Raw genomic sequence first — 25,064 nt, 5'->3', positions numbered from 1 at the left:
CTTTGAACTTTATGGGGGAGAAGAAGAAATCCACGAAGAGCTTTATCCTACGTGTCGATGCCGACACGATGGACGCGATAGAGGCCTGGGCTGCGGACGAGTTCCGCAGCACCAACGGCCAACTGCAGTGGATCATCACCGAGGCCCTGCGCAAGGCCAAGCGCCTACCTAAGAAGAAACCAACAGACCCGGAAAACCATGAACATGAATAAATTACTTACCCTCTTCCTGAGAGGTCAACACACAAATAACACCACCTCTGAGAGGATCCGAGTCGGCAGAACCCTCGAGGGTACCGTCTTCGAACTGACGTTCGTCGTGCTGCTCATCATCGTGTGGGCCCTGCTTATCTATTTCCTCAGACAGACCCCCGACATCGTGCCCACCCATTTCGGTCCGTCAGGCAAGGCCGATGCCCACGGCTCTAAGTACATCATCCTGGTCATCTGCATCATCATGTCACTGATGGGTGTCGGACTGATGATCGGTGCCTACCACCCCCAGAAAGGCACGTCGCTGAAGATCGAGACCCCGCGACAAGTATTGCTGGTCACCCGTATGCTGCGCCTCTTAGGCCTGATGTCCCCAATCCTCTCGTTCGCCATCGGTTGGACCTCACTGGCATCCGTCCGTCATGGTGGTCCAAATGTCGTGCCCATCCTCATCGCGGTAGGCATCATGGTCGCCATCTCCCTCATCTTCCCCTTCCTGATCCTCAGGTCCAAGTCGTAACCCCACGTTGCTTCGACAAGCCCCATATATCTTGACAAAAGGACGCTCATAACTCGCACGGAGGTCAAGACCACAAGAATGAGACCCATATACGCGAGTTTTGAGCCTCTTTTATATTCAACTGATATTAAACAAGTTACGCATCTACAAAATAGGGGTAGGATCTTACGCTCAAAGAGATAGGGTCTATGAGTCGTGGAGATAGGGTTCACGAGTGAAGGAGATAATCTCTTATAGGGTATAGGGATTATCTCCTTCTCTCGTAAGTGCCATTCCTTACCGTCATGGAGATAATCTCTTTGACTGTTAGAAGGCACCCCTACCTAGAGTTGCCCCCTTCTCTACGTCGAGCAGGGCAAAAAGGGATTAAAAGAGCCCCTCGGTTTTTCTAGTTTGCAACATTAGAGAAACACTTTTTTAATCACTTTTTCACGACAAAACACGTGAGGGCCCTTTGATAGGCATTGTCCCTTCGACAGGCTCAGGGACCGTAGGGGTGTGGTCTAGGACCATATCTCTTTAAAGATGCTTCTTGGGATAGAGGGCGTTCCACCAAGTGGAGTCGCCCTTAAGCCAGCGGGCGAACCAGGCCATTTGCGTGGCAAGCCACTTCTCGCGCTTGGCATAGTCGAGGATATGGTGGTTCTCGCCTTCGACCTCGACGAGGGCAACCTCGCGGCCAAGGAGCTTCAGAGCCGTGAACATCTGAAGACTCTCAATCAGGGGCACATTGGTGTCGGCATTGCCATGCAGCAACAGCAACGGGGTGTGGATTTTGTCGGCATTGAAGAGAGGACTCTGGTCGACATAGAGCTGACGATGACTCCAGGGGTAGCTGTTGGCCATCGACACCTCGCTGTAGTTATAACCCCAGTAGCCCTCGCCCCAGTAGCTGGTATGGTTGGCGATGCCGGCATGACTGACGGCGGCGGCAAAGATGTCGGTCTGGGTCTGCAGGTACTGGGTCATGAAACCGCCATAGCTGGCACCCATGCAGCCGATCTTCGTGGCGTCGATGAAGGGATGTGTCTCGCAAATCTTCTTGGTGCCTTCGATGATGTCCTCGGCAGGTCCACGTCCGGCGGTGTTCACATGGCGTGAGGCCCACTCCTGTCCGAAGCCTGTGGCACCGCTAGGCTGTAGGATATAGGCGACGTAGCCGAGGGTGTTCCAGTACTGCGGGGCATAAGGCGACTCGAAGTAGCGTGACACGGGTGAGCAGCCACCATAGTAATAGACAATCATCGGGTATTTCTTCGTGGCATCGAAATCCTTCGGCAGGTAGAGGCGACCATAGACCTTGTCGCCGCGTGAGTTCACGAAGTCCCAGTCCTGACAGGTGCCCACCTGGGCATCGCCCAGGGCCGTCCGTCCGTCGAAGATGGTGTGGTTCTTCTTCGTCTTCAGGTTCATGACATAGCCAGAGGCGGGCTCCATGGTCTTATACGACAGGTAAGCGATCATGGGAGCATGCTCGGCCATGTCGAAACGATAGGTGTCATCGCCGGAGATGGGAAGCTGACGGATGGCACCGCTCTTGGGGTTCAGTGCGAACAGGTTGACATAGTCGCGGTCCTCGGCCGTGAAATAGATCTGGCCGTCGTGCTTCGACCAGGTGGCAGTCCCCACTGAGGGGTCGAAATCCTTCGTCAGGGGGGTTATCTTCTTAGTGGCGATATCGTAGAGGAAGAACTCGTTCTCCGTCATGCTCGGCGTGACACTGTCGGGCAACTGACAGCCGATGCGGTCGAAGGCCTCGGGTGTGCCAGAGAAGAGGATCTGGGAGCCATCGGGAGAGAAGCAGCCGCTGCCGATAAAGCCCTCGTTGACGAAGAGGGTGTCGGCAGCGAGGGTCTTGGCATCCACCACCATGACGTCGCACACCTCGGTGGGGCGGCGGCTCAGACGGGTATAGGCCGCACCGACCAACAGCTTCGTACCGTCGGCTGAGATGTCCTGCAGACTGGTGGTCTTATGACCGAAGGTGACACGCTGGGAGATGCCTGTGGCGAGGTCGTAACGGCTCAGGTAGGTGCGATCGCGCCAGCCTGGCTGACGGTCGTCCATCTCAAGCACCTCGAACACGCCAGGGTCTTCCTTGGGACCTTCTTCCTTCACGGAGAGAATGAGATAGTCCTCCGTCGGACTAACGGTGAAGTCGCCCTCAGGGATATCGCTGGCGAAACGACTCTGACAACCCGTGAGGGGATCCACCTGATAGAGGTTGCGCTGGCCATTCTCCTTGCGCTCCTCGAGCCAGGCTACCGTACGGGGCATCCATCTGACACTATGGGGGAGCATGGAGAGCAGGCGCCCTGTCTTGGTGTCGCGCAGCTCATAACTCCAGCGCGACGTGCCGCCACGGTCGGTGGTCTGGTAGGCCACCATGACATAGGCACCATCGGCCGAGAGGCGCATGTCGCGCACACGCTTTCCGTCGAAGAGGTCGTGCGACATATAGGGGTGGCTCTTGTCGAGGGTAGCGACGACAGGGATATTGGCATCGATCGACACACGGATAGAGTCGGTATCGTTGGGCTCGACCAGGTATCTGATGGCGAAGGTATGATGCTCGGGAGACAGGCTCAGGTCGCCTGAGGCCTCGGCACCGTCGATGAACAGCTGGTGGTTGCGGGGCCCTTTCACCTCGATCTTTCCTTTCAGGTAGTCGGTGTTGTTCACGTAGAACGTAAGTAGGCCGACACTCTTGCTGTCGGTCAGAGACGGGAGGACAGCGCCTGAGAAGCTTTTGTCAGTGGGCGACGTCAGTGAGAGCGCACTGAGCCATGACGACTCGGCGAACGCTTTCCCCTGCACATCGACGGTGTCGAGGACTACGGGTTGTGACACGGCATAGGGGCCTGCCAGATTAAACTGACGGATCTCGCTCTTGGTCTGGCCATAGACGGGGGCTGTGCAGAAGACGCCGACAGCTACCATCGTGAGAAAAGATAATTTCATCATAGTTCGTTTCCTGTAAATTTTTGCCTGCAAAGATACAAAATCTTTTCCTTTATCCTTCATTCTTCTGAAAGAAAAGTTGTACCTTTGTGCCGCTATTTAACGACGAACCTAAATGCACCGTATAAAACATATTTTCGCTATCGCACTGACACTGACTGCCCAGACATCATGGGCACAAGAACAGCGCGGCCACTTGGTAATCAACGAACTGATGCAGTCGAACATCGACGGTATCATGGACGATCTGAGAGAGTTTCCCGACTCTTGGGTTGAGGTGTATAACCCTGACTCGGTGGCCGTGAACCTGAAAGACTATCAGATAGGGGGCACCAACCGCCCGCAACAGGCATACCAACTGCCTGACAAGGTGGTCGGCGCAAAGCAGCATGTCGTCATCTACTGCGACAAGGAGGGACAGAAGATGCACACCAACTTCCGACTGGAGTCGGGGAAGAACTGCGAGGTGTATCTCTTCAAAGACGGACAGGTGGTGGACCAGGTGAGCGGACTGAAGAAGCAGCCGGCTCCTGGCATCGCCTACGGACGGAAGGACGACGGCGGCGAGGAGTGGGGCTACCAGCTTACCCCTACCCCTGAGGCGGTCAACTGCGGCAGGGTATGTGCGCACGACCATATCCTCGGACATCCTGTGTTCAGCAGGGACGGACAAGTGTTCACGAGTCAGCAACAGGTACAGCTCACCCTGACAGTGCCGGAGGACTCGCCTGAAGGGACAATCATCTGCTACACCACTGACGGGACGGAGCCTGACACGACGAGCACAAGATATGTGGCGCCGATAGACATCAACACCAACAGGGTGATACGGGCCAGACTGTTCTGCAACGGATGGCTGTCGCCACGGTCGACCACTCACTCGTATATTTTCTTCACACGACGGCTGACACTGCCTGTGGTCTCGATAGTCACGAACAGCAGGTATCTGGATAGCTCGTATATGGGCATCTTCACCAACAACTCCAATGGGAACAGGAAGGACTGGCGGCGACCTATCAACATCGAGTACTTCACGGAGGGGAATACCCCAAGCCAACTGAACCTGTTGTGCGAGACGAGGGTAGCCGGAGGGGCCACGCGCAGCGCCACCAAGAAATCGATGGCTATTTACGCCCACAAACGGTTTGGTACGAAACGGTTCGAGCATGAGTTCTTCCCGGATCAGCGCCCTGGCATCACTGACTATAAGTCGCTCGTGCTTCGTAATGCCGGCAACGACTTCGACTACCTGTATATGCGGGATGCCATCGTACAGCGTACCATGGCCGAGCATGCCGATCTGGACTGGCAGGCGTGGCAGCCCGCCATCGTCTATATCAACGGCAACTACCACGGCATACTGAACATCCGTGAACGGGGCAACGAGGATAATGTGTACACGAACCATGACGGTCTGGAGGATATCGACCTCATAGAGAACTGGAGCGACCTGAAGGAGGGCTCGTGGGAGAACTACAACCAGTTCAAGGCTTTCTACTCGCAGGATGGACATACGATGGAGGAATACGAGCAGTGGATGGACTGTCAAGAGTTCATCAACCTGATGGCCATGAACCTGTACTTCAACAACCTCGACTTCCCTGGCAACAATATCATCATGTGGCGACCTAGGGCCGAAGGTGGGCGCTGGCGCTGGATTGCCAAGGATGCCGACTTCACGCTGGGACTGTACGACGAGAAGGTGGACTACAAGATCCTGAAATGGCTATACAACCCACACATTGACCACGCCCGCGACTGGGGAGCCAACAGTGAGAAGGCCACGCTGCTGTTCCGCCAGCTGATGGAAGACGCTGACTTCCGTCGTGAGTTCATCGACCGCTGTGCCATCTACATGGGCGACTTCATGAACGAGAGGGGAATACGTGCCATCTGGGATCCGATGTACGACAAGATCCGATACGAATATCCCAACCACCGGAAGCTGATCAACCAGTGGTGGCCTGTGTACAACGATGAGCTGACTCATGCCCGTAACTGGCTGGAAAAACGCACGAACGAGTTCTATACACAGCTCGGCAACTTCTATCACCTGGGTAATGCCATCCCCCTGATCATCAACAAAGATGGGGAGGCGACGCAGAATATCCGGCTTTCGTTCAACGGCGTCCGTCTATCGAACGAGGTGTTCAACGGACGGTTCTATGCCGACAGGGTAATCTCGCTCGAGGGCGGGGCGGGCGAAGGACAGATGATCAGCGGATGGCATATCAAGAAAGTCGCGGGCAGCTCTGTGACTGAGGAGTTTGTGGCAGGCGAGAAGCTGTCGATGGCCATGCCGGCATGTAACAGTCTGACGATCACGGCTGCCATCGTACCTGGGCAGACAGGCATCAGCACACTCAGGAGCGATGCGACGTACCCGCAGGGCATCTACGACCTAAGTGGCAGGAAGGTGCGTATAGGTACCACGAGCCTCGACGGACTGCCGAAGGGTGTCTATATCGTCAACGGGAAGAAGGTGGTCAAGACGAGATAAAAGAGAAACAAATATCGCGAGACTTAATAGGCCTCGCGATATTTGCTTTCTTCCTTGTCATTCAGCATGGAGAGGTAACTCTGATAACGGCTCTGGGCGATGTAATGCTTCTCGAGCGCCTGAAGAACAGCGCAACCTGGCTCATGGGTATGGGTGCAGTTCGAGAAACGGCACTCCTTGGAGAAACGGAAGATCTCCTTGAAATAGCTCGTCAGTTCCTCGGGCTCCATGTCAAACGTACCGAAGCCCTTGATGCCTGGGGTGTCGATCAGATAAGACGGCTTCTGGTCATCTAACGAGATCATCTCGGAGAAGGTGGTCGTGTGTTGACCAGTATTATGGGCATCGCTGATCTCTGCCGTACGGAGACATACACCAGGGACCAGGCGGTTGATCAGGGTCGACTTGCCCACGCCACTGTTGCCGCTGAGCAGGGTGATCTTTCCATCGAGTAGGGGCCGCAAAACCTCCACACCCTCGCCCGTCTCTGCCGAGATGGCGAAGCACTGATAGCCCACGTTCTCGTACAACGCAATCATCATCTCCTGATAGCGCCGCTCCTCGGCATCCAACAGGTCGGTCTTGTTGAAGATGAGCATGACGGGAACACGATAGGCCTCAGCCGAGGCGAGAAAGCGGTCGATAAACGTCGTGGACGTCTGGGGACGGTTCACCGTGACAACCAAGAACGCCTGATCGACGTTCGCCGCGATGATATGACTCTGCTTGGAGAGGTTCTGCGATTTCCGGATAATATAGTTACGGCGATCATCAATCGATGTGATGAACGCCGTACCTTCTTGGTTGGGTACCAACTCCACATGGTCGCCCACCGCCACAGGGTTGGTGCTGCGGATGCCCTTGAGTCGGAAATTACCCTTTATCTTACTCTCGATCAGCTGTCCGTCGTCTGTGCGGACGGTGTACCAGCTCCCGGTATTCTTGACGACGAGGCCTTTCATCCTACACCGTCATGATCTCCTTGTTCTTAGCGGCAATCAACTCATCGATCCGCTTGATGTACTTGTCGTGGATCTTCTGGAGCTCCTGCTCTGCGTCTTTCTCATTGTCTTCAGAAAGACCATCCTTTACCGCTTTCTTCAACTTATCCTTGATGTCGGCACGCACATTACGAACTTCTACCTTGGCCTTCTCAGCAATCTTATTACACTGCTTGGCCAGCTCTCTACGACGCTCCTCTGTAGGAACGGGGATGTTCAGGCGTATCACCTCACCGTTATTCTCTGGCGTGATGCCAACATCTGAGTCCATGATGGCCTTCTCGATGTTACGGATCTCCTTACGGTCCCAAGGCTTGATGGCGATGGTACGTGCATCGGGCACGCTGACGTTAGCCACCTGGTTCAGGGGCACCCTACTGCCATAAACCTCCACACGAACTGCGTCGAGAATGGCGACATTGGCACGACCTGCACGGATACGATTCAACTCTTCCTCCAGGTACATGGCGGCCATCTCCATCCTCTCCTCACTCGACTTCAAAGTTTCTTTTACATCTAACATAATCTTAATACGTTCTAGTTTTTCTGTTGACAAAGATATGCTTTTTCCCCGATATCTCCAAGCGTTTTACACTTTTTATCATCATTTTCGCTATTATATAAATAGGTGGAAAGTGCCAGAACAACGAAATACCATCATTGTGGTATATGATTTAACCCACTTGTGCTATTACAGAGAACGATTTTTCGTCGTACCTTTGCACCAGAATAATAAACCAATACAGTTAAGAATATGGCTAAAATCGCAAAGAAACTGACCGATCTGATCGGCAACACCCCTCTGCTGGAGCTCACGAAGTTCTCAGAGGCCAAGGGACTCAAGAATCCTGTCATCGCTAAGATTGAGTACTTCAATCCTGGTGGTAGTGTAAAAGACCGCATCGCACTGGCGATGATCGAAGATGCAGAACAGAAGGGACTGCTGAAGCCTGGGGCTACCATCATCGAGCCTACCAGCGGAAACACGGGTGTAGGACTGGCATTGGTAGCGGCTGTGAAAGGTTATAAGCTGATTCTGACCATGCCTGAGACCATGAGCATCGAGCGCAGAAACCTGGTAAAAGCCTACGGGGCTGAGGTACGTCTGACCAGTGGCAAGGACGGTATGCCTGGTGCCATCAAGGCCGCAGAGGAGTTGCGCGACTCCATACCTGGAAGCATCATCCTGCAGCAGTTCGAGAATCCTGCCAACCCCGCCAAGCACTATGCCACAACGGGGCCAGAGGTCTGGGCACAGACTGACGGAAAGGTGGACATCTTCGTCGCTGGTGTAGGTACAGGCGGTACCGTTTCTGGTATCGCGAAATACCTCAAGGAGCAGAACCCGAATATCAAGGTAATTGCCGTGGAGCCTAAGTCGTCGCCAGTACTGAACGGTGGGCAGAGCGGTCCTCATAAGATTCAGGGTATCGGCGCCGGCTTTGTACCCAAGACCTATAACGGTACACTGATCGACGAGGTGTTCGACGTGGAGAACGACGATGCCATCCGCGCTGGTCGTGAGCTGGCCAAATACGACGGTCTGCTGGTAGGCATCTCTTCCGGAGCCGCTGCTTATGCCGCCTCGGAGATCGCCAAACGCCCAGAGAACAAAGACAAGACCATCGTCACCTTGCTCCCCGACACGGGCGAGAGATACCTGTCGACCGTTCTCTACGCTTTTGAGGAATACCCACTTTAGCCCTTATAGATTGAAGATTTGAGCACAATTTGCCTCTTAACTAGGCAAATTGTGCTTTTTTTTATATAAATATTCTTTTTTTCAATCAGATTATATTATCTTTGCAGCTATTACTACAAGACCAGCCAATAATATGCGTATTCACATATATCTCGCCAGGATAAGCATGTGCAGCGTCTTCTTACTAGAAGGCATAACAGCAAGGGCACAGTCTGAAAAAATCCTGGATGCTTTCGATATTCACCATACACTCGCCTACCTGATAGCCATCTTCCTGATCATGCTCTTTGTCATGATCTTCGCCAATCGGATTTATTATTACCGTGAACAGGAAGCAGGTGCGGAAGCCAGACGGATTAATGCCCAACTGTCGATGGTCCTCGCCTCGAACAAGACACAGACATGGGTATACGACATCTCGCAACACGTGTTCAAGGTTTATACAGACGATAATAAGGAGCTCAGCTTCTTTCCCTTTGACTTTGCACAGAACTACGACCCCAGTGATGTCGGCTCCATAAGGAATACGATTAAGTCGATGACGGCTGGCGAGACCCTGTCGGAGTCTTTCCTCATCAAAGGACCTATACCAAAAGATGCAGAGACAGAGCAACGGATCTACGATGTCAACGTGTCTGTGTTGCGCCATGACAAGCATCATCGTCCAACTGCCTTGCTGGGTATCCAGCACGATATCACCGAAGAGAAAAAGAACGGCGAGAAAGTCAGGAAACTGATGCTACGCTACCACAATGTCTTCAACTCCTCGCTGGTCGACATGATCTTCTATGATGCCGACGGATATCTGACGGAGATCAACGATAAGGCCTGTGAGACGTTCTGCATATCAGACCGCGACTCACTACTGAGAAGGAGGATCAAGATTACCGACATCCCTGCCTACAAGGACCTGGACATTGAGCACTTGGATCATCTGCTGTGCTCATCCATCACCAATATCGACAAGGTGAAGAGAGAGGACGAGAAGGTTCCGGAGGTTCTGCTAAGAGGCACGATCTATTATGAGGTATCGGTGAGAGCCCTCCGCAACGAGGACGGCAGTCTGAGGGGCATCGTCACAGCCGGACGAAATATCACGGAGATGGTGGAGTCACACCATCACGAGCGTCAGATGAGCAGACAGCTGAAGACGACGACCAAAGATATTCAGACTTATATAGACAATATCAACTACTCGTTGAAGGCGAGCAACGTGCAACTGATGAGCTACAACCCAGAGACTCATATTCTAGAGCTCTTCAGTGATCTGAGCAAGGCTCAGTATCGGTTGACGGAACTGCGCGCCATCGCTTTGCTCAAAGAGGACAGCCATCGAAGAGCCAGAGGCTACTTCCGTCGCATGGACCAACGGCAGAGGCAGACCTTCACTTGTACGTTCCCAACGATCATGCGCGACAGCCGAGGAAGAGACATCTATCTGTCTTTCCATATCATGCCAATCTTTGATGCCGACGGACACGTAACCCATTATTTCGGCATGTGTCGTAACGAGACAGAGATCACCTATACAGAACTGCAACTGCAGGAGGAAACGGCCAAGGCACAGGATGCCGAGCAACTGAAGAACACCTTTCTGCTCAATATGAGCTATGAGTTAAGGACGCCATTGAATGCCGTTCTCGGCTTCGCGGAACTTTACAACAATGAGCATAGCATCGAGGATGAGCCTATCTTTGCAGAAGAGATCAGGAAGAATACCAACGTGCTGTTACGGCTGATCGATGATATCCTGTTCATATCACGGCTGGATGCTCATATGATTGAGCTTAATTATCAGGAATGTGATTTCGTGCCACTGTTCGAAGGCTGGTGCTATATGGGATGGAGCGCCCTATCTCCCGAGGTAAAGGTCAGCGTGGATAATCCCTATAACCACCTGAACGTCATCATAGACCAACAGAATCTCGGGATGGTCGTCCAAAAGCTCTGTGCCAATGCGCTCTATACGACTCACGAAGGAAGAGTAAGGGCTAAATGCGAATACCGCCATGGTGAGCTGATGATTACCATCGAGGATACTGGCACAGGTTTTACTGCCGAGGCTAAAGAACGGCTCTTCAATCGCTTTGAGCGAGAAACGGAGCACGGACATCCTGGTACAGGGCTCGATCTGCCCATCGTCAAGGAACTTCTGCAACAGATGGGGGGAACGATAGAACTGCAAACAGCGCCAGGCAAGGGTAGCACCTTCTATGTCAGTGTACCTTGCGAGATGACCAGTCTGGAGAAGAAGGCCGAAATAATCATATAAGGACCAGAAAAAAGATGATGACACTACTAACAAACATATTACTGTATATCCACCATAACCCTGGCATCGAAGGCGTATCCCTGCTGATGGTTATATCGGCCGTCGTCGCCTTCCTGCTTGTATGGGCGGTCACCCATATCAGCATCATGCGAATACGGCATAATGCCCGACGAGTAAAGGATCTGGCGTTAATCATGCAACAGACGCTGAACGTCAGCAGGAACGATGTGATCCGATTATCCATACAAGAGAGGTATGCGTATAACATGCATGGTAACTTCTTGCCAGAAAAAGGACTCAGCTATCAAGAGAGCCTCGAGTACATTCATCCTGATGACCGTCAGATATACATCGACTTTCTACAGCGACTGATAAAGAATGGCCATACCGAGGAATGTATGTTCCGATGGGATCTTAACAGAGGTGACGGACAACCCTACTGGCGATTTATCCAGGATATCGGTATTGTAGAGTTTGCCGACAAAAGGAGAAGGATGCCTACCAATATCTTCTGCACGCTCACCGACAAGACGGATCAGGTGTTGCTGGAACGCCAGGAGAACCAGATGACTGACAAGTACCGTATGATCTTTGAGCAGCCTATCGCCGGACTGGCCTTCTACGACAAAGAAGGCCACTTGATAACAGCCAATCGTAAGATGCGGGAGATCCTGAGGTTCCAATCCGAGGACGATCCTTTCTATTTCAACCGTACCATCTACGACATGCCCACTTTCAGGGAGGTGCTGAACAACCGTCATGTGGAGGAGCTGTATTTCTGCACCAAGAGCGTTATCATTGAACGGGGTGTCAACTGCTACACGGAGCTTCGACTACACCCTATCTACGATGAGAAGAAAGAACTTGTCTATATCACGTTCTCCATCCGAGACATCACACAGGAAAGAGAGCTCTACCTGCAAAACAAGAAGAACGACAAGGAGATACGTGACACCAACGAGAAGATCCAACAATATGAGGGAGAGCTGCAGTATCTGATGGACAACTGCGACATGCGCTTCTGGCGCTGTTCTTTTGTCAACAATGAAGTGACCTTCTATAGAGGACTCAGCAGACCAGAGAGAAAGATCACACTTGAGCACTTCCAGAGTTGTCTTATCACAACATCCGACACCAGCAAGCTGCTGTTCGAACATCCGGAGGCCGCCTTCAATAAACCACGGAACTTCCTCTGCAATACACGTCCGCTCTTCCACGAAAGCGATGAGCCTCAGTGGAACATCATCGATAGTGTACCTTATTATGATGGAAACAATCAATTCGTAGGTTGCTACGGCATCATCCGCAACGTCACTGTTCTCATCAAGAAACAAGAACAACTGAAACAGGAGACAGAACGGGCCAACGATTCCGGCAGGAGGAAAAGCGTATTCATGGCGAATATGACACATGAGATTCGTACGCCACTCAACGCCATCGTGGGTTTCTCTGATGTGCTCCCCATGCTGACGACCCCAGAAGAGAAGAAAGAGATCACACGAGTCATCATGAACAACTGTGATATTCTGCTCCGTCTGATCAACGATATCCTTGCGGTATCGTCTCTGGAGACAAACGGTATCCATGTGCAGCCAACGACTACCGACTTCGCTAAGGACTTCAACGACATCTGCAACTCTCTGGCACAACGTGTGCAGGAGCCAAAGGTGCAATACATCATAGACAACCCATACGAGTCGTTCATCACCAAGATTGACAAAGGACGTATACAGCAGGTCATCACGAACTTTGTGACAAACGCCATCAAATATACCCATGAAGGGCATATCAAGGTGGGATATGAATATCAAGAGAAAGACGGCGGTGGACTGTATATCTTTTGTGAAGATACTGGAGTTGGCATTCCAAAGGAATATCAGGAAAAGGTATTCGACCGTTTTGTCAAACTCAACGACTTTATTCAGGGAACGGGCTTAGGCCTTAGTATCTGCAAGGCTATTGCCGAGGGATGCCACGGAGATATCGGCATCCTTTCGGAAGGAGAAGGACAAGGATCCACATTCTGGCTGTGGATTCCATGTCAACGGGAAGAGACCATCAAAGAAAGCGACCAAGCATCCGACAATACATGAAGAAACTCACGATTCTGATACTGCTTCTGTGCACTCTGTCTGCTATAGCTGAAGAGAAAGCCGATTATGCTAGATCCTACTCGACAGAACGTCCGTTGATCTACGAAGACGCATGGGATCTGTGGCCTTATGTTTTCCTAAACGAGAACGGTGAGCCTGACGGTTATAATGTCGATCTCCTGAAACTAATCTTTAAAGAACTGGACATACCCTATATTATCAAGCTGAAGCCTACGTTGGAAGCCCAGAAAGACTTACAGGAAGGGAGATCAGACCTGATGCTCCGAATGGATGCGAGCTTCTCAAGGGGAAACTCCTCGTACAGCAAGTCTATCGTCCAACTTTTCACTCACAGTATCGTATCGCCAAAGGGCAAGAACTTAGGTATCAGAAACGAGCACGATCTGGCGGGACACACCATCATTGTACACGAAGGGAGTTTCAGTCACCACTATATCAAGGACCACAACCTGGCCAAAGAGATTGAGGCGTACAACGACATGAAAGAAGCCACCCAGAAGGTCAGCGCCAAGAGAGAGGGTGTCATCCTGTGGAACACGATGTCGTTGAAATGGTTACTCTGGAGATATCACCTGGACAACCTTGAGATTACACCTATTGATCTTCCTTACGGAGAGTATAAGTTCATGTCGAAAGACCTGAACCTGCTTGCCCGTATCGACAGTGTTTTCTCTGTCCTCCGTGCCACAGAACGGTTACAGCCAATCCAGAATAAGTGGTTCTACCCTAACAGGAAAGAGACAGGTATCCCCTCTTGGATATGGCAACTCATCTCTGCCTTGGCACTCTTCGCCGTCCTCGTACTTGGCTACTATATCTTCTACAGACTACAGGAACGTAAGATGACCAGGAATGTGCAAAGGAACAACGAACGGCTCACCCTGATTATGCGAACCAGTCGTGTCAGATTCTGGACCTACCATGTTGCCACGCAGATATTCACGGTCATGGACCAGCACGGAAAGCCGCAACGAGAATACTCCTCTCTTGAGTTCTCACGCCGATACAGTGCTGATGACTTCCTCCATCTGAACCAAGCCTTGAAACAAGTTATAGAAGACAAGGTACACACCATAGCCCTTGACATCAGGTCCAGACAGGATGATGGAGAAGAACGCGACTACAGCATCAAGCTCTCTGTCTTCCAACGTGACAAGGACAAGAAACCAACGGTTATTATCTGCTCAGGGAACGACAAGACTGACGAGCACACCCGCATGCGGAAGATTCAGGATACAAAGCTACGATATCAGTCAATCTTTGAGACGGCTATGGTTGATATGGTATATTACGATAGCAACGGTATTCTCTATGACCTAAATAACAAAGCATGCGAGACCTTCGGCACCAACCGCAAGGAGTTGTTAGCCAAGCGGATATCCATTGCCGACGTAACAGGTATTCACGACCTTCAAGCTGACGATCTCGATTATTTCTATGCCACACAGATCATTCCGCCAGATGAAGAAGGACACAACGGTAAACTGTGGAGACGCAAGGAGAAAAGCTATTATGAACAGCAGCTGATTCCTGTTCATGACGATGACGGTCAGTTGCTCGGTATCTATGGTACAGGCCGCGACATCACAGAGGTTGCGAACTCCTACCATCAACAACAGGAGAACATCAAACTATTGCAGGAAGCTAATGACGAGGTAAGAGGATATATACAAAACATCGACTATGCCATGAGTGTAGGCGGTATCCGCATTGGCAGATACCAGCCGACCACCCATACACTCACCATCTACCGAGAAGCCGAGTCGCCTGAGTTTACGCTCACACAGACCCGTCTGCTGGCACTTGTTCACGAACAGTCCAGAAAACTCGTTCAGCAAGCTCTCCACAGTATGGATAATCAGACCGCGACAGTCATCCATGCGGATGTCAAGACCATTCTCAGGAAGAACGGTTCTCCTCTATATCTGCAGTTCCATTTCATCCCTCTCCACGAGACCGGTCACGGTGTTAACGAGTATTTTGGTGTCTGCCGCGACATCAGCGAACTAAAATCAGCAGAGGCCAAACTTGCGGAAGAGACACTCCGTGCACAAGAGGTGGAAGTAATCAAGAACGCCTTCCTGCGGAACATGAGCTATGAGATTCGAACACCACTCAATACGGTGGTAGGCTTCTCCGAACTCTTTGAGATGGAGCATTCCGAGGAAGATGAAGCCGTGTTCATTCATGAGATCAAGACCAACTCCGACAAACTGCTCCAATTGATAAACGATATCCTGTTCATCTCTCGCCTGGATGCAGACATGGTCGCCATCACCCCTGCTCCCATCGACTTTGCGGCCGTCTTTGACGGAAAATGCGAGTCGGCATGGGCCAGTGATCGTAAGCCAGGTGTGGAGTATGTTGTCCAGAATCCCTACAAACGGTTGATTATCGATATTGATGACACGAACTTCTCAATGATTCTGGAGAAGATTATCAAGAATGCCGTCCAGCATACCGCCTCAGGAAAGGTGTTGGCACGCTATGATTATATCGGCGACCGACTAGTCGTATCGATAGAAGATAACGGAAGTGGCATCCCCGAGTCTCTTCAAAAGCACATCTTCGAACGATTTGTTACAGGAGGCGACATGGGAACAGGCCTTGGCCTAAGCATCTGTCACGAATTGACCCAACGCATGGGGGGAGCCATTCGTCTCAAATCTGTCGAGGGCAAAGGAACAACGGTCTGGTTCTCTATACCATGTAAGGCCTCGGAAATTGAAAGGAAGTAGAAAGAAGGAGGAAGAAGACATGACAAGAAAACCATTCATACGTTACATCACAGTGTTAGTGCTGCTCCTCGGTTGCACTCATATCGCTCATGCGCAATTAAAAAAAGCATACGACGCCGAGACCCCTCTGGTCATTGCCTGTAACTGGGACATGGCTCCTTACGAATTCAATAATGAAGGAGAACCTGACGGCTATAACATCCAACTACTGGGAACCATCCTCGACAAGCTTCAGATTCAATACAAGGTACTGATGACAGAAGGGGAAGAGGCTATGGCCGCCTTCGAGAGGCACGAGGCAGACATTATCATTGATCCGGGTTACCGATATCATGGGCGTCCCTATGTTCTCTCGCATAGTATCATAGATTATTACCGCGTCAAGGTGGCTACTTACAAAAAGGTCCAACCACTTGTTGCACTCAGTCATCTGACGAAGAAAGATACTGTCATCTTAAAAGAGAATGATTATGCCTCCAACCAGATTGTCACGGGCAACTTACTTGAGTCGCCCTACAAGTATCTCTCGCCCAAAACCGCTCTAGCAGACATCAGCAAAGGAGAGCACAAATACTTCATTTGGAGTGAAGCACAGCTGAAATGGACCATCAGGAAACTGACACTCGATAATATCGTACTCAGCGATGTTGACATTCCAGACGGAGAGTTCCACATCGTGGGCTATGACAAAGAGCTGATAAATGCCATCGACGATGAATACGCACGACTAGAACAGTTAGGAGAACTGGAGAAAATCCACGACCAGTGGTTCCATCCGGAACGTGTACATAACGACACGTCGCCCTTGGCTCTGATCATCCTAACTGGTATTATCATTGTCACTGTTATCGCCCTGTTACTGAGTCGACTGATCCATGCCCGCGTCAGAGCCGCAGTACGCCAATCCGTTGAGATCAACCAGATGATGGAGCAGGCTCTCAACATGGGAAACTTCTACATCATAGAGTATGATCTCCACACAAGACACGCCAAGAATATCTACGGTGACCATCTGCCGGAGGAAGGCATGGATATAGAAGAACTCATCAAGCATTTCCACCCTGACGACAGAAAGGGATCAGGACACGATGCCATGGTGAAAAAAGCAGAGCGCAGTCGACAGTGGGCCGTCAGTCGCCGTTGGAATGCCGGAACAGAGGCGGCACCTATCTGGAGATACCTGCGTGGCAATACTGTTGTTGAATACGAAGACGGAAAGCCGCGCTACATCGTATATTCCATTAAAGATATCAGTAAGGAAATCGAGGAGGAGCGTGTGAACAGTGAGACAGCAAGTAAATACTTGAAGATGTTCGGTACGAACCTCGTCGCCATGTCGATCTACGACAAGAATGGAATCCTTCTTGACACCAATGAGAATATGAAGCGCCTCTGCGATTTCGACGAGCAGATTGAAGCATACTTTCATCAGGTGTGTCTGTTTGATGTTCCACTTCTCAAAGGTCAGTTCGACCCTAAAAGTCATGAGAATTTCCACGTATGTCAGAAAATGCACTACCCAGAGTATGGCATTGACAAGTATATCGAGTTCAAGGTACGTCCTACCTTTGACAACAATGATGAACTGCGATTCTATGTGGTGACAGCACGCGATCTGTCAGAAGAGCGTATTATGTATCTGGAGCAGCGTCGTCACGATGCAAATATACAAAAAGCCAATGAGACCATCAGTCACTACGAGAAGCAGTTAAACTACTTGTTGGAGAACAGTCAGATGTTCATCTGGCATTTTGATCCGGAAAAGAATGTCATCAACTTCACCCGCACTACTCACAAGACAGAATATCATGAGACGCTTGAAGAGTTTTTCAAAGGTGTTGATGAGAAAGATCGTGAGACGCTCCTCAACGGTATCAAGGAGTGTGTGGCGACTAAGAAGCCCTATAATGCCATCCACCGTTACAAGTATACCCCACTTGAGGAAGAAACGGTGTGGTATTCCATCAGTGGTGTTCCGACCTTTGACAAAGATGGTACATTAATCAAATACTTCGGCATCGCACGTAATATCACGAATCTGATGGTTACACAACAGAAACTCATAGAAGAAACGAAACGTGCGGAAGACTCTGGCAAGATGAAGAGTGCGTTCCTTGCCAATATGACCCATGAGATCCGGACACCATTGAATGCCATTGTGGGCTTCAGTGACCTGTTACCCGTGGTTGACAGTTCTGAGGAACGGATGGAGTTCATTCGCATCATCCGTAATAACTGTGAGATGCTCATGCGCCTGATCAATGATATTCTTGAAGCATCTAACATGGGACAATCATTAGCCATCAAACCTACAAAGGTGGATTTTGCGACGGCATTTGATGACATCTGTCAGACACTGGCGCAACGAGTACAAGGTCCTCATGTGAAGTTCATCAAAGACAACCCATACACGACTTATCCTGCGACCCTTGATATCGGACGAATTCAACAGGTACTTACGAACTTCGTGACAAATGCCGTAAAATATACTCGCGAAGGATATATTAAAGTGGGCTATCATGAAGAGGATGGAGGCATCTATTACTATTGCGAGGATACAGGTGCCGGCATCCCCAAAGAAAAACAGGACTCGGTCTTCGAACGATTTGTCAAACTCAACGACTTTGTTCAAGGTACGGGCCTTGGACTCAGTATCTGCAAAGCCATCGCTGAACACTGTGGTGGAAAGATCGGTGTCACATCAGAAGGTTCTGGACAAGGTTCCAGGTTCTGGCTGTGGACACCGCGAGATATCACATCTTAAAAAGAAACAGCCATGCAAACAAGTAAATATCTTCTTGCAAACGAGCGTGATGCCCAATGGGGACTCTCTGTCAGCACCGTTGGCTACGAGGAGATTGCACCAGATGATTCCTATCCAACGATAGGACATGCCGACGGCTACTACTTCAACGTGGAGAAAGGTCGTATACTGAATGAATACCAGTTGCTCTATAACCCTGAAGGAAGTGGGATCTTCGAAAGTGCCCATTGCCCCCCTACCCGTCTGAAGGCCGGCGATATGTTCTTGCTATTCCCGGGAGAGTGGCACACCTACCATCCCGATGCCAGAACAGGCTGGAAAAGTCACTGGATAGGATTCAAGGGAAGAAATATGGACGACCGTGTCAAAGCGGGCTTCCTTACTGTGGAAAAGCCCATCTATCACATCGGCTACTCCGCAGAGATCGAACATCTCTATAGACGAGCCTATGAGGCCGCCATTGAAGAGGCGGCCTACTCCCAGCAGGTCATGGCAGGTATCGTCAACAACCTCATCGGACTTATGTACTCGCTCGAAAGAAATATCGAGTTAGGCAAGAACCAGACGCAGGTGAACATGGTCAACAAAGCACGTCTTCGAATCCGTGAATCGCTGGAAAGCAATCTCACCATTCAGCAAGTGGCAGAGGAGATGGGGGTCAGCTACAGCAACTTCCGTAAACTCTTCAAAGAATATACTGGTCTTTCGCCGGCAACTTACCAACAAGAACTCAGACTACAACGTGCCAAGGAACTTCTGACGACCACCGATTATAGCATCAAGGAGATCGCCTACCGTCTGAACTTCGAGAGTCCAGATTATTTCTCCGCCAAATTTAAGGCAAAGATGGGCTGTAAGCCCAGCGAAGTCAAAAGCAAATAGGCTTCAGAACAGAAGCATACGCTGCAGCCAGTAAACAAGAATACCCGCGAGATAGCCCACAAAGGCAATCCACGTAATCTTCTTCATATACCAGCCAAAGGTAATCTTCTCCAGTCCCATGACGACGACACCTGCGGCAGAGCCGATAATCAGCATGGAACCGCCGACACCTGCGCAATAGGCCAACAGTTGCCAGAAGATACCGTCGACAGCCATCGCCCCTTCTGCTACTACGGGATACATACCCATACAACCCGCCACCAACGGCACATTGTCGACAATCGAAGATAAGATTCCGATAATACCGTTAATAACATAGTAGTTACCTGCGAATGCCTCGTTAAGTCCCTCACCTAGGGCAGTAAGAACGCCAACCTCTTGCAGCACAGCCACCGCCATAAGAATGCCAAGGAAGAACATGATCGTTGAGAGGTCGATCTTCGATAACAGGTCACTAACGCGCTTTGCCATCGTATCGTCTTCGGCAGTATTATAGTGGAAGATCTCCGTCACAGTCCACAGAACACCAAGGACCAGAAGGATACCCATAAATGGTGGCAGGTGAGTAATTGTCTTAAAGACCGGTACGAAGCAGAGACCACCCACGCCAAGCCAGAAAATGGTATAACGTTGTTTCTTCGTGAACAGACTTACATCGGCTTTCGGCAGGTTCTGCTCTTTGTCGAATTTTCCTTGGAGTTGATACTGAAGGATAAAAGCCGGCACCAACATAGAAACAAGCGAAGGAATAAATATCTCAGTAAGCACCCCTTGCGTGGTAATCACCCCTTTAATCCATAGCATGATAGTCGTGACATCTCCAATAGGCGAGAATGCACCTCCAGAATTGGCTGATATAATAACCAACGCGGCATAGATCATGCGGTCCTCTCGACTCTGTACAAGTTTTCGCAAAACCATAATCATAACGATCGATGTCGTCAGATTATCAAGAATGGCAGAGAGAAAGAAGGTCATAAAGGCCATCCGCCACATGAGTTTCCGCTTGGAGCGTGTTTTCATCGTATCACGAACGAAGTTGAAGCCCCCATTCGAATCAACGATTTCAACAATAGTCATGGCTCCCATCAGGAAGAAAAGCGTACCAGCAGCATCACCCAGATGATGTTCTATCACCTCACTGATATGATGCATTATCTCACTTCCTCCGACCTCTGGATAATATGATGCTGGTCCCATCATCAGCAGAGTCCAGCAGCACACACACATCAGCAGCGCAATAGCTGCCTTATTAATTCTTGTCAGACTTTCCAAAGCGATACAGAGGTATCCTATACAGAAAATAACGACGATCAATACTGTTAATGTCGACATAGCGTTTTTATGATATTTAAAATGACGGTGCAAAGGTACGAAAAAGACATGAGAAATAAAAGGTATAAAGTAAAAAAAAGCTGTTTATCAAAAATTCATGTGCAAAAATCAAATAGTCATGGTAGGCTGATTGAAAATCCTGTACCTTTGCCATCAATTCATCCAACTGCTAATCAAATCAGGAAACAAAATGAAAAGCAAGAATTATTTCTTTGCGGTCGACTTGGGTGCTACCAGTGGCAGAACCATCATCGGAAGTATAGAAAACGGTTCTCTCACTCTGGAAGAGATTACCCGTTTTCATAATCACCTTATTGAACAGGGTGGGCATTTTTATTGGGACATCCATGCGCTCTACCTTGAAATGATAAGTGGTCTGAGAGAGGTGGTTAGACGAGACATCAAGATTACCAGTATCGGAATTGACACCTGGGGCGTAGATTTTGTGATGATCGGTGACGACGACGCCATCCTCAGGAATCCTCGTGCATACCGAGATCCTATCACCTTTAATGCCATGAACGATTACCTCAGGCAGGTTATATCGAAGAGAGAAATATACGACATCACGGGTATCCAGCTCATGAACTTCAACACGCTTTTCCAACTCTATGCCATGAGACAGGAAAAGAACTCCGCCTTGAATAGCACAAAAGAAATCCTATTCATGCCTGACGCTCTAAGTTGGATGCTTACTGGCAAGAAGGTCTGCGAGTATACTATCGCCTCAACGTCTCAGTTGTTGGATCCAAGGACGAAACAGTTTGACGAGCGGCTTCTGGACAGTCTTGCACTGGCCCAAAACACGTTTGGGAAGATGGTGGATCCCGGTACTGTTATTGGTACACTGACCGAAGAGGCACAACGACTGACCGGACTTGGTCCTGTGCCCGTGATTGCCGTTGCTGGTCATGACACAGGAAGTGCCGTTGCAGCTGTTCCTGCTAAGAATGAACGGTTTGCCTATCTTTCCAGTGGCACTTGGAGCCTGATGGGCATCGAAACAAAAGCCCCCATCATTAATGACCTGAGTTATGAACGTAATTTTACCAATGAAGGAGGTATAGAAGGAACGACTCGTTTTCTGAAAAACATCTGTGGAATGTGGCTCTATGAGTGTTGCCGTAAGGAATGGACCGATGCCGTGAGAAGCCTCTCTCATCCCGAGTTACAGGGTTCTGCCATGAAAGCAGAGGCGTTCCGCTCTCTCATCAACCCTGATGATATCATGTTTGCTAATCCTACTTCGATGATTGAAGCCATCCAGAGCTATTGTCGCCAAACAAGGCAACCTATTCCAGAGACGCCGGCAGAGATCTGCCGTTGTATCTTCGACTCACTGGCCTTACGTTACCGTCAAGTGTTTCTGTGGCTGCGAGAGTTTGCCAATCAAAAATCGACGGCCGATGGCCATAAGTTAGATACCATTGATGTACTTCACATTATCGGTGGTGGGTCACAGAACAAATATCTAAACCAGTTCACCGCAAATGCCACAGGTACGACCGTCTTGGCCGGACCTCAAGAAGGCACCGCCATTGGCAACATCATGCTCCAGGCCAAAACCGCTGGACTGGTCAAAGACATCTGGGAAATGCGCCAGATTATCGCCAACAGTATTGAACTTGTGAGGTTCGAACCTACAGATAAGGACATTTGGGATCTTGCCTATGACAAATATCTCAGGGTCACAAAACGATAAGAATTCATTAATACATTATAAGAAACAAACTCTATGAAAGCAGATCTAATTGAAAAAGCGTATGCCGTAGCGAAAGAGCGCTATGCCGCTATCGGTATCGACACCGACGCCGTACTTGACAAGCTTCAGAAGCAACAGATATCCCTGCACTGCTGGCAAACCGACGATGTTGTCGGTTTTGAGCGTAATGAGGCACTCAGCGGCGGAATACAGACTACGGGAAACTATCCTGGTCGTGCCCGCAATATTGATGAGGTACGCCAGGACATTGAGTTCGTAAAGACCCTAATTGCTGGCAATCACCGTTTGAACCTCCATGAAATCTACGGTGACTTCGGAGGGCAATTCGTTGATCGCGACCAGGTGGAAGTAAAACATTTCCAAAGTTGGATTGACTGGGCAAAAGAGAATAACATGAAACTCGATTTCAATTCCACCTCATTCTCACATCCTAAGAGCGGCGAACTGACCCTCTCAAATCCCGACAAAGGTATTCGTGATTTCTGGATTGAACACACAAAGCGCTGCCGACATATCGCTGATGCGATGGGTAAGGCCCAGAACGATCCCTGTATCATGAACATCTGGGTACACGATGGTTCCAAGGACATCCCCGTTCAGCGCAAGAAATACCGTGAGATTCTAGCCTCATCACTCGATGAGATTATGACGGAGAAACTTGATGGTGTCAAAAACTGCTTCGAAGCAAAATTGTTCGGCATTGGACTTGAAAGCTATACTGTTGGGTCGCACGACTTCTACACAGCCTATTGCGCTACCCGCAAACAGATGTACACCCTTGACACCGGGCACTACGAGCCGACCGAAAACGTTAGCGATTTTGTTTCCACTCTGCTGATGTACGTACCCGAACTCATGCTGCATGTATCACGTCCTGTACGTTGGGACTCGGACCACGTTACCATCATGAACGACCAGACCCTCGACCTCTTCAAGGAGCTTGTCCGTTGCGACGCTCTTGACCGCGCCCATGTTGGCTTGGATTATTTTGACGCCAGCATCAATCGCATCGGTGCATACATCATCGGTACTCGTGCCACACAGAAATGCATCCTGCAGGCACTACTTGAGCCAAAAGCTAAGTTATGCGAGTATGAGGACAACGGCCAGAATTTTGAGCGTCTTGCTCTAATGGAGGAGGCCAAGAGCATGCCATTCGGTGCTGTATTCGACTACTTCAACCTGAAGAATAATGTACCTGTTGGCGAAGAATACATCGCAGCCATTCAACAATACGAGAAAAATGTTACTTCAAAAAGATAACAATTACGACGACTAAAACGATGATGTTATGAATATTATCATTGGTTTGTTCATCATTGCCATCGGTGCATTCTGCCAAAGCAGTTGTTACGTTCCCATCAACAAGATCAAAGATTGGTCATGGGAGTCGTATTGGGTTATACAAGGTGTGTTTGCTTGGCTAATACTGCCTTTTCTCGGTGCACTGTTGGCCGTACCGGCAGGGCACTCCCTTTGGGAACTGTTCACTACAGAACAGTCGTTCAACATATGGATGACCATCTTCTTTGGTGTGCTTTGGGGTATAGGTGGACTGACATTTGGTCTCTCCATGCGTTACCTTGGTGTAGCTCTCGGACAGTCGATAGCCCTCGGCACCTGTGCTGGTCTTGGGACTATTCTCGGACCTGTTTTACTCAACATTTTCTTCCCGGATCTCAATGCGTTGGAATCGTTGACATTCGCCGTCATTCTCGGTGTTGTTGTAACCCTTATTGGCATTGCCATCATTGGCATTGCCGGCTCAATGAAAGCGGCCACGCTTTCGGAGGAAGAGAAGAAAGCCGCCGTAAAAGACTTCAATTTCCCAAAAGGACTTGCGATTGCTTTGTTGGCAGGTTTCATGAGCGGATGCTTCAATGTAGGATTGGAGTTCGGCAAGGGCATTAATTTCGGTGAGTTGACAGCCCCCATGTATCGCACACTACCAGCTACGCTACTCGTCACCTTAGGAGGTTTCATCACCAATGCCATTTATTGTTTCTGGCAGAACCAGAAGAATGGCACATGGGGCGACTACAAGAAGACTGCCGTTTGGGGCAATAACCTATTGTTCTGTCTGTTGGCCGGCACATTATGGTACTCGCAGTTCTTTGGGCTAGCTCTTGGCAAAGGCTTTCTCGCCGAGTCGCCAACACTACTTACACTTGCGTTCTGTATTCTGATGGCTCTCAACGTTGTCTTCTCCAATGTCTGGGGCATCATCCTTAAGGAATGGAAGGGTTGTTCACAGAAGACGATCATCGTACTCACCATTGGTATTGTGGTGCTTGTCATCTCCTGTTTTCTTCCCCAACTAATCTGATATACAACCAGTTC

16 protein-coding genes are annotated in these 25,064 nt (G+C 49.9%); 12 read left to right on the top strand and 4 right to left on the bottom strand.

All coding sequences use genetic code 11. From position 1 onward, the window contains the following. Positions 1-11: 11 nt before the first annotated feature. A complete protein-coding gene (locus tag BMY63_RS08750; RefSeq protein ID WP_091916019.1) occupies positions 12-212 on the top strand; it encodes a type II toxin-antitoxin system antitoxin in 201 nt (66 codons plus the stop codon). Beyond that, positions 205-732 (top strand): DUF1648 domain-containing protein, encoded by a 528-nt coding sequence (locus tag BMY63_RS08745; protein WP_177178416.1) that lies wholly within the window; start codon positions 205-207, stop codon positions 730-732. Before BMY63_RS08750 ends, BMY63_RS08745 begins: the two co-directional genes overlap by 8 nt. A 519-nt stretch (positions 733-1,251) precedes the next feature. Here the strand turns inward: BMY63_RS08745 and BMY63_RS08740 are convergent. Next, positions 1,252-3,696, bottom strand: a complete 2,445-nt coding sequence (locus BMY63_RS08740; RefSeq protein ID WP_177178415.1) for an alpha/beta hydrolase family protein — start codon at positions 3,694-3,696, stop codon at positions 1,252-1,254. Positions 3,697-3,808: 112 nt separating this feature from the next. On the opposite strand from BMY63_RS08740, the gene BMY63_RS08735 reads away from it, so the two are divergent. Further along, complete coding sequence (locus BMY63_RS08735; RefSeq protein ID WP_091916014.1) at positions 3,809-6,193, top strand: CotH kinase family protein; 2,385 nt, start codon at positions 3,809-3,811, stop codon at positions 6,191-6,193. A gap of 23 nt (positions 6,194-6,216) precedes the next feature. Here the strand turns inward: BMY63_RS08735 and rsgA are convergent, their stop codons facing one another. Further along, entirely contained in the window at positions 6,217-7,155 is a 939-nt protein-coding gene (gene rsgA, locus BMY63_RS08730) for a ribosome small subunit-dependent GTPase A (RefSeq protein WP_091916012.1), read from the bottom strand. Between the two features lies 1 nt (position 7,156). Continuing rightward, positions 7,157-7,717 carry a ribosome recycling factor gene (gene frr / locus BMY63_RS08725; RefSeq protein WP_091900945.1) on the bottom strand — a complete coding sequence of 187 codons (561 nt, stop codon included), beginning with the start codon at positions 7,715-7,717 and terminating at the stop codon, positions 7,157-7,159. Positions 7,718-7,948: 231 nt separating this feature from the next. Between frr and cysK the strand changes: the two genes are divergently transcribed. From cysK to BMY63_RS08695, 6 genes are all read left to right on the top strand, one after another. Next, positions 7,949-8,896: a cysteine synthase A gene (cysK, locus tag BMY63_RS08720; RefSeq protein WP_091916010.1), complete on the top strand. Its 948-nt coding sequence runs from the start codon at positions 7,949-7,951 to the stop codon at positions 8,894-8,896. A gap of 133 nt (positions 8,897-9,029) precedes the next feature. Further along, positions 9,030-11,168, top strand: coding sequence for a sensor histidine kinase (locus BMY63_RS08715; RefSeq protein ID WP_091916008.1), 2,139 nt, complete (start codon positions 9,030-9,032; stop codon positions 11,166-11,168). Positions 11,169-11,182: 14 nt separating this feature from the next. Further along, a complete protein-coding gene (locus BMY63_RS08710; protein WP_091916006.1) occupies positions 11,183-13,261 on the top strand; it encodes an ATP-binding protein in 2,079 nt (692 codons plus the stop codon). Next, positions 13,258-16,020, top strand: coding sequence for an ATP-binding protein (locus BMY63_RS08705; protein ID WP_177178414.1), 2,763 nt, complete (start codon positions 13,258-13,260; stop codon positions 16,018-16,020). The genes BMY63_RS08710 and BMY63_RS08705 overlap by 4 nt, the downstream gene beginning before the upstream one ends. Positions 16,021-16,039: 19 nt before the next feature. Continuing rightward, positions 16,040-18,784: an ATP-binding protein gene (locus tag BMY63_RS08700; protein ID WP_143065761.1), complete on the top strand. Its 2,745-nt coding sequence runs from the start codon at positions 16,040-16,042 to the stop codon at positions 18,782-18,784. Positions 18,785-18,796: 12 nt separating this feature from the next. After that, entirely contained in the window at positions 18,797-19,666 is an 870-nt protein-coding gene (locus BMY63_RS08695) for an AraC family transcriptional regulator (RefSeq protein WP_091900951.1), read from the top strand. A gap of 3 nt (positions 19,667-19,669) precedes the next feature. Here BMY63_RS08695 and nhaD read toward each other — a convergent pair whose 3' ends face one another. Continuing rightward, positions 19,670-21,001 carry a sodium:proton antiporter NhaD gene (gene nhaD / locus BMY63_RS08690; protein WP_091916001.1) on the bottom strand — a complete coding sequence of 444 codons (1,332 nt, stop codon included), beginning with the start codon at positions 20,999-21,001 and terminating at the stop codon, positions 19,670-19,672. Positions 21,002-21,191: 190 nt separating this feature from the next. On the opposite strand from nhaD, the gene BMY63_RS08685 reads away from it, so the two are divergent. The 3 genes from BMY63_RS08685 to BMY63_RS08675 are packed head-to-tail and all read left to right on the top strand — an operon-like array spanning position 21,192 to position 25,050. Further along, positions 21,192-22,703: a rhamnulokinase gene (locus BMY63_RS08685; RefSeq protein WP_091915999.1), complete on the top strand. Its 1,512-nt coding sequence runs from the start codon at positions 21,192-21,194 to the stop codon at positions 22,701-22,703. 33 nt (positions 22,704-22,736) lie between these two features. Next, positions 22,737-23,987, top strand: a complete 1,251-nt coding sequence (locus BMY63_RS08680) for an L-rhamnose isomerase (protein ID WP_091900954.1) — start codon at positions 22,737-22,739, stop codon at positions 23,985-23,987. Positions 23,988-24,015: 28 nt separating this feature from the next. Continuing rightward, a complete protein-coding gene (locus BMY63_RS08675) occupies positions 24,016-25,050 on the top strand; it encodes an L-rhamnose/proton symporter RhaT (protein ID WP_091900955.1) in 1,035 nt (344 codons plus the stop codon). Positions 25,051-25,064: the final 14 nt, after the last annotated feature.

The organism is Prevotella aff. ruminicola Tc2-24, assembly GCF_900110895.1.
Classification (GTDB): domain Bacteria; phylum Bacteroidota; class Bacteroidia; order Bacteroidales; family Bacteroidaceae; genus Prevotella.
Note: the sequence above shows the minus strand (reverse complement) of the source record. Positions and strands in the feature narration are given on the sequence as shown.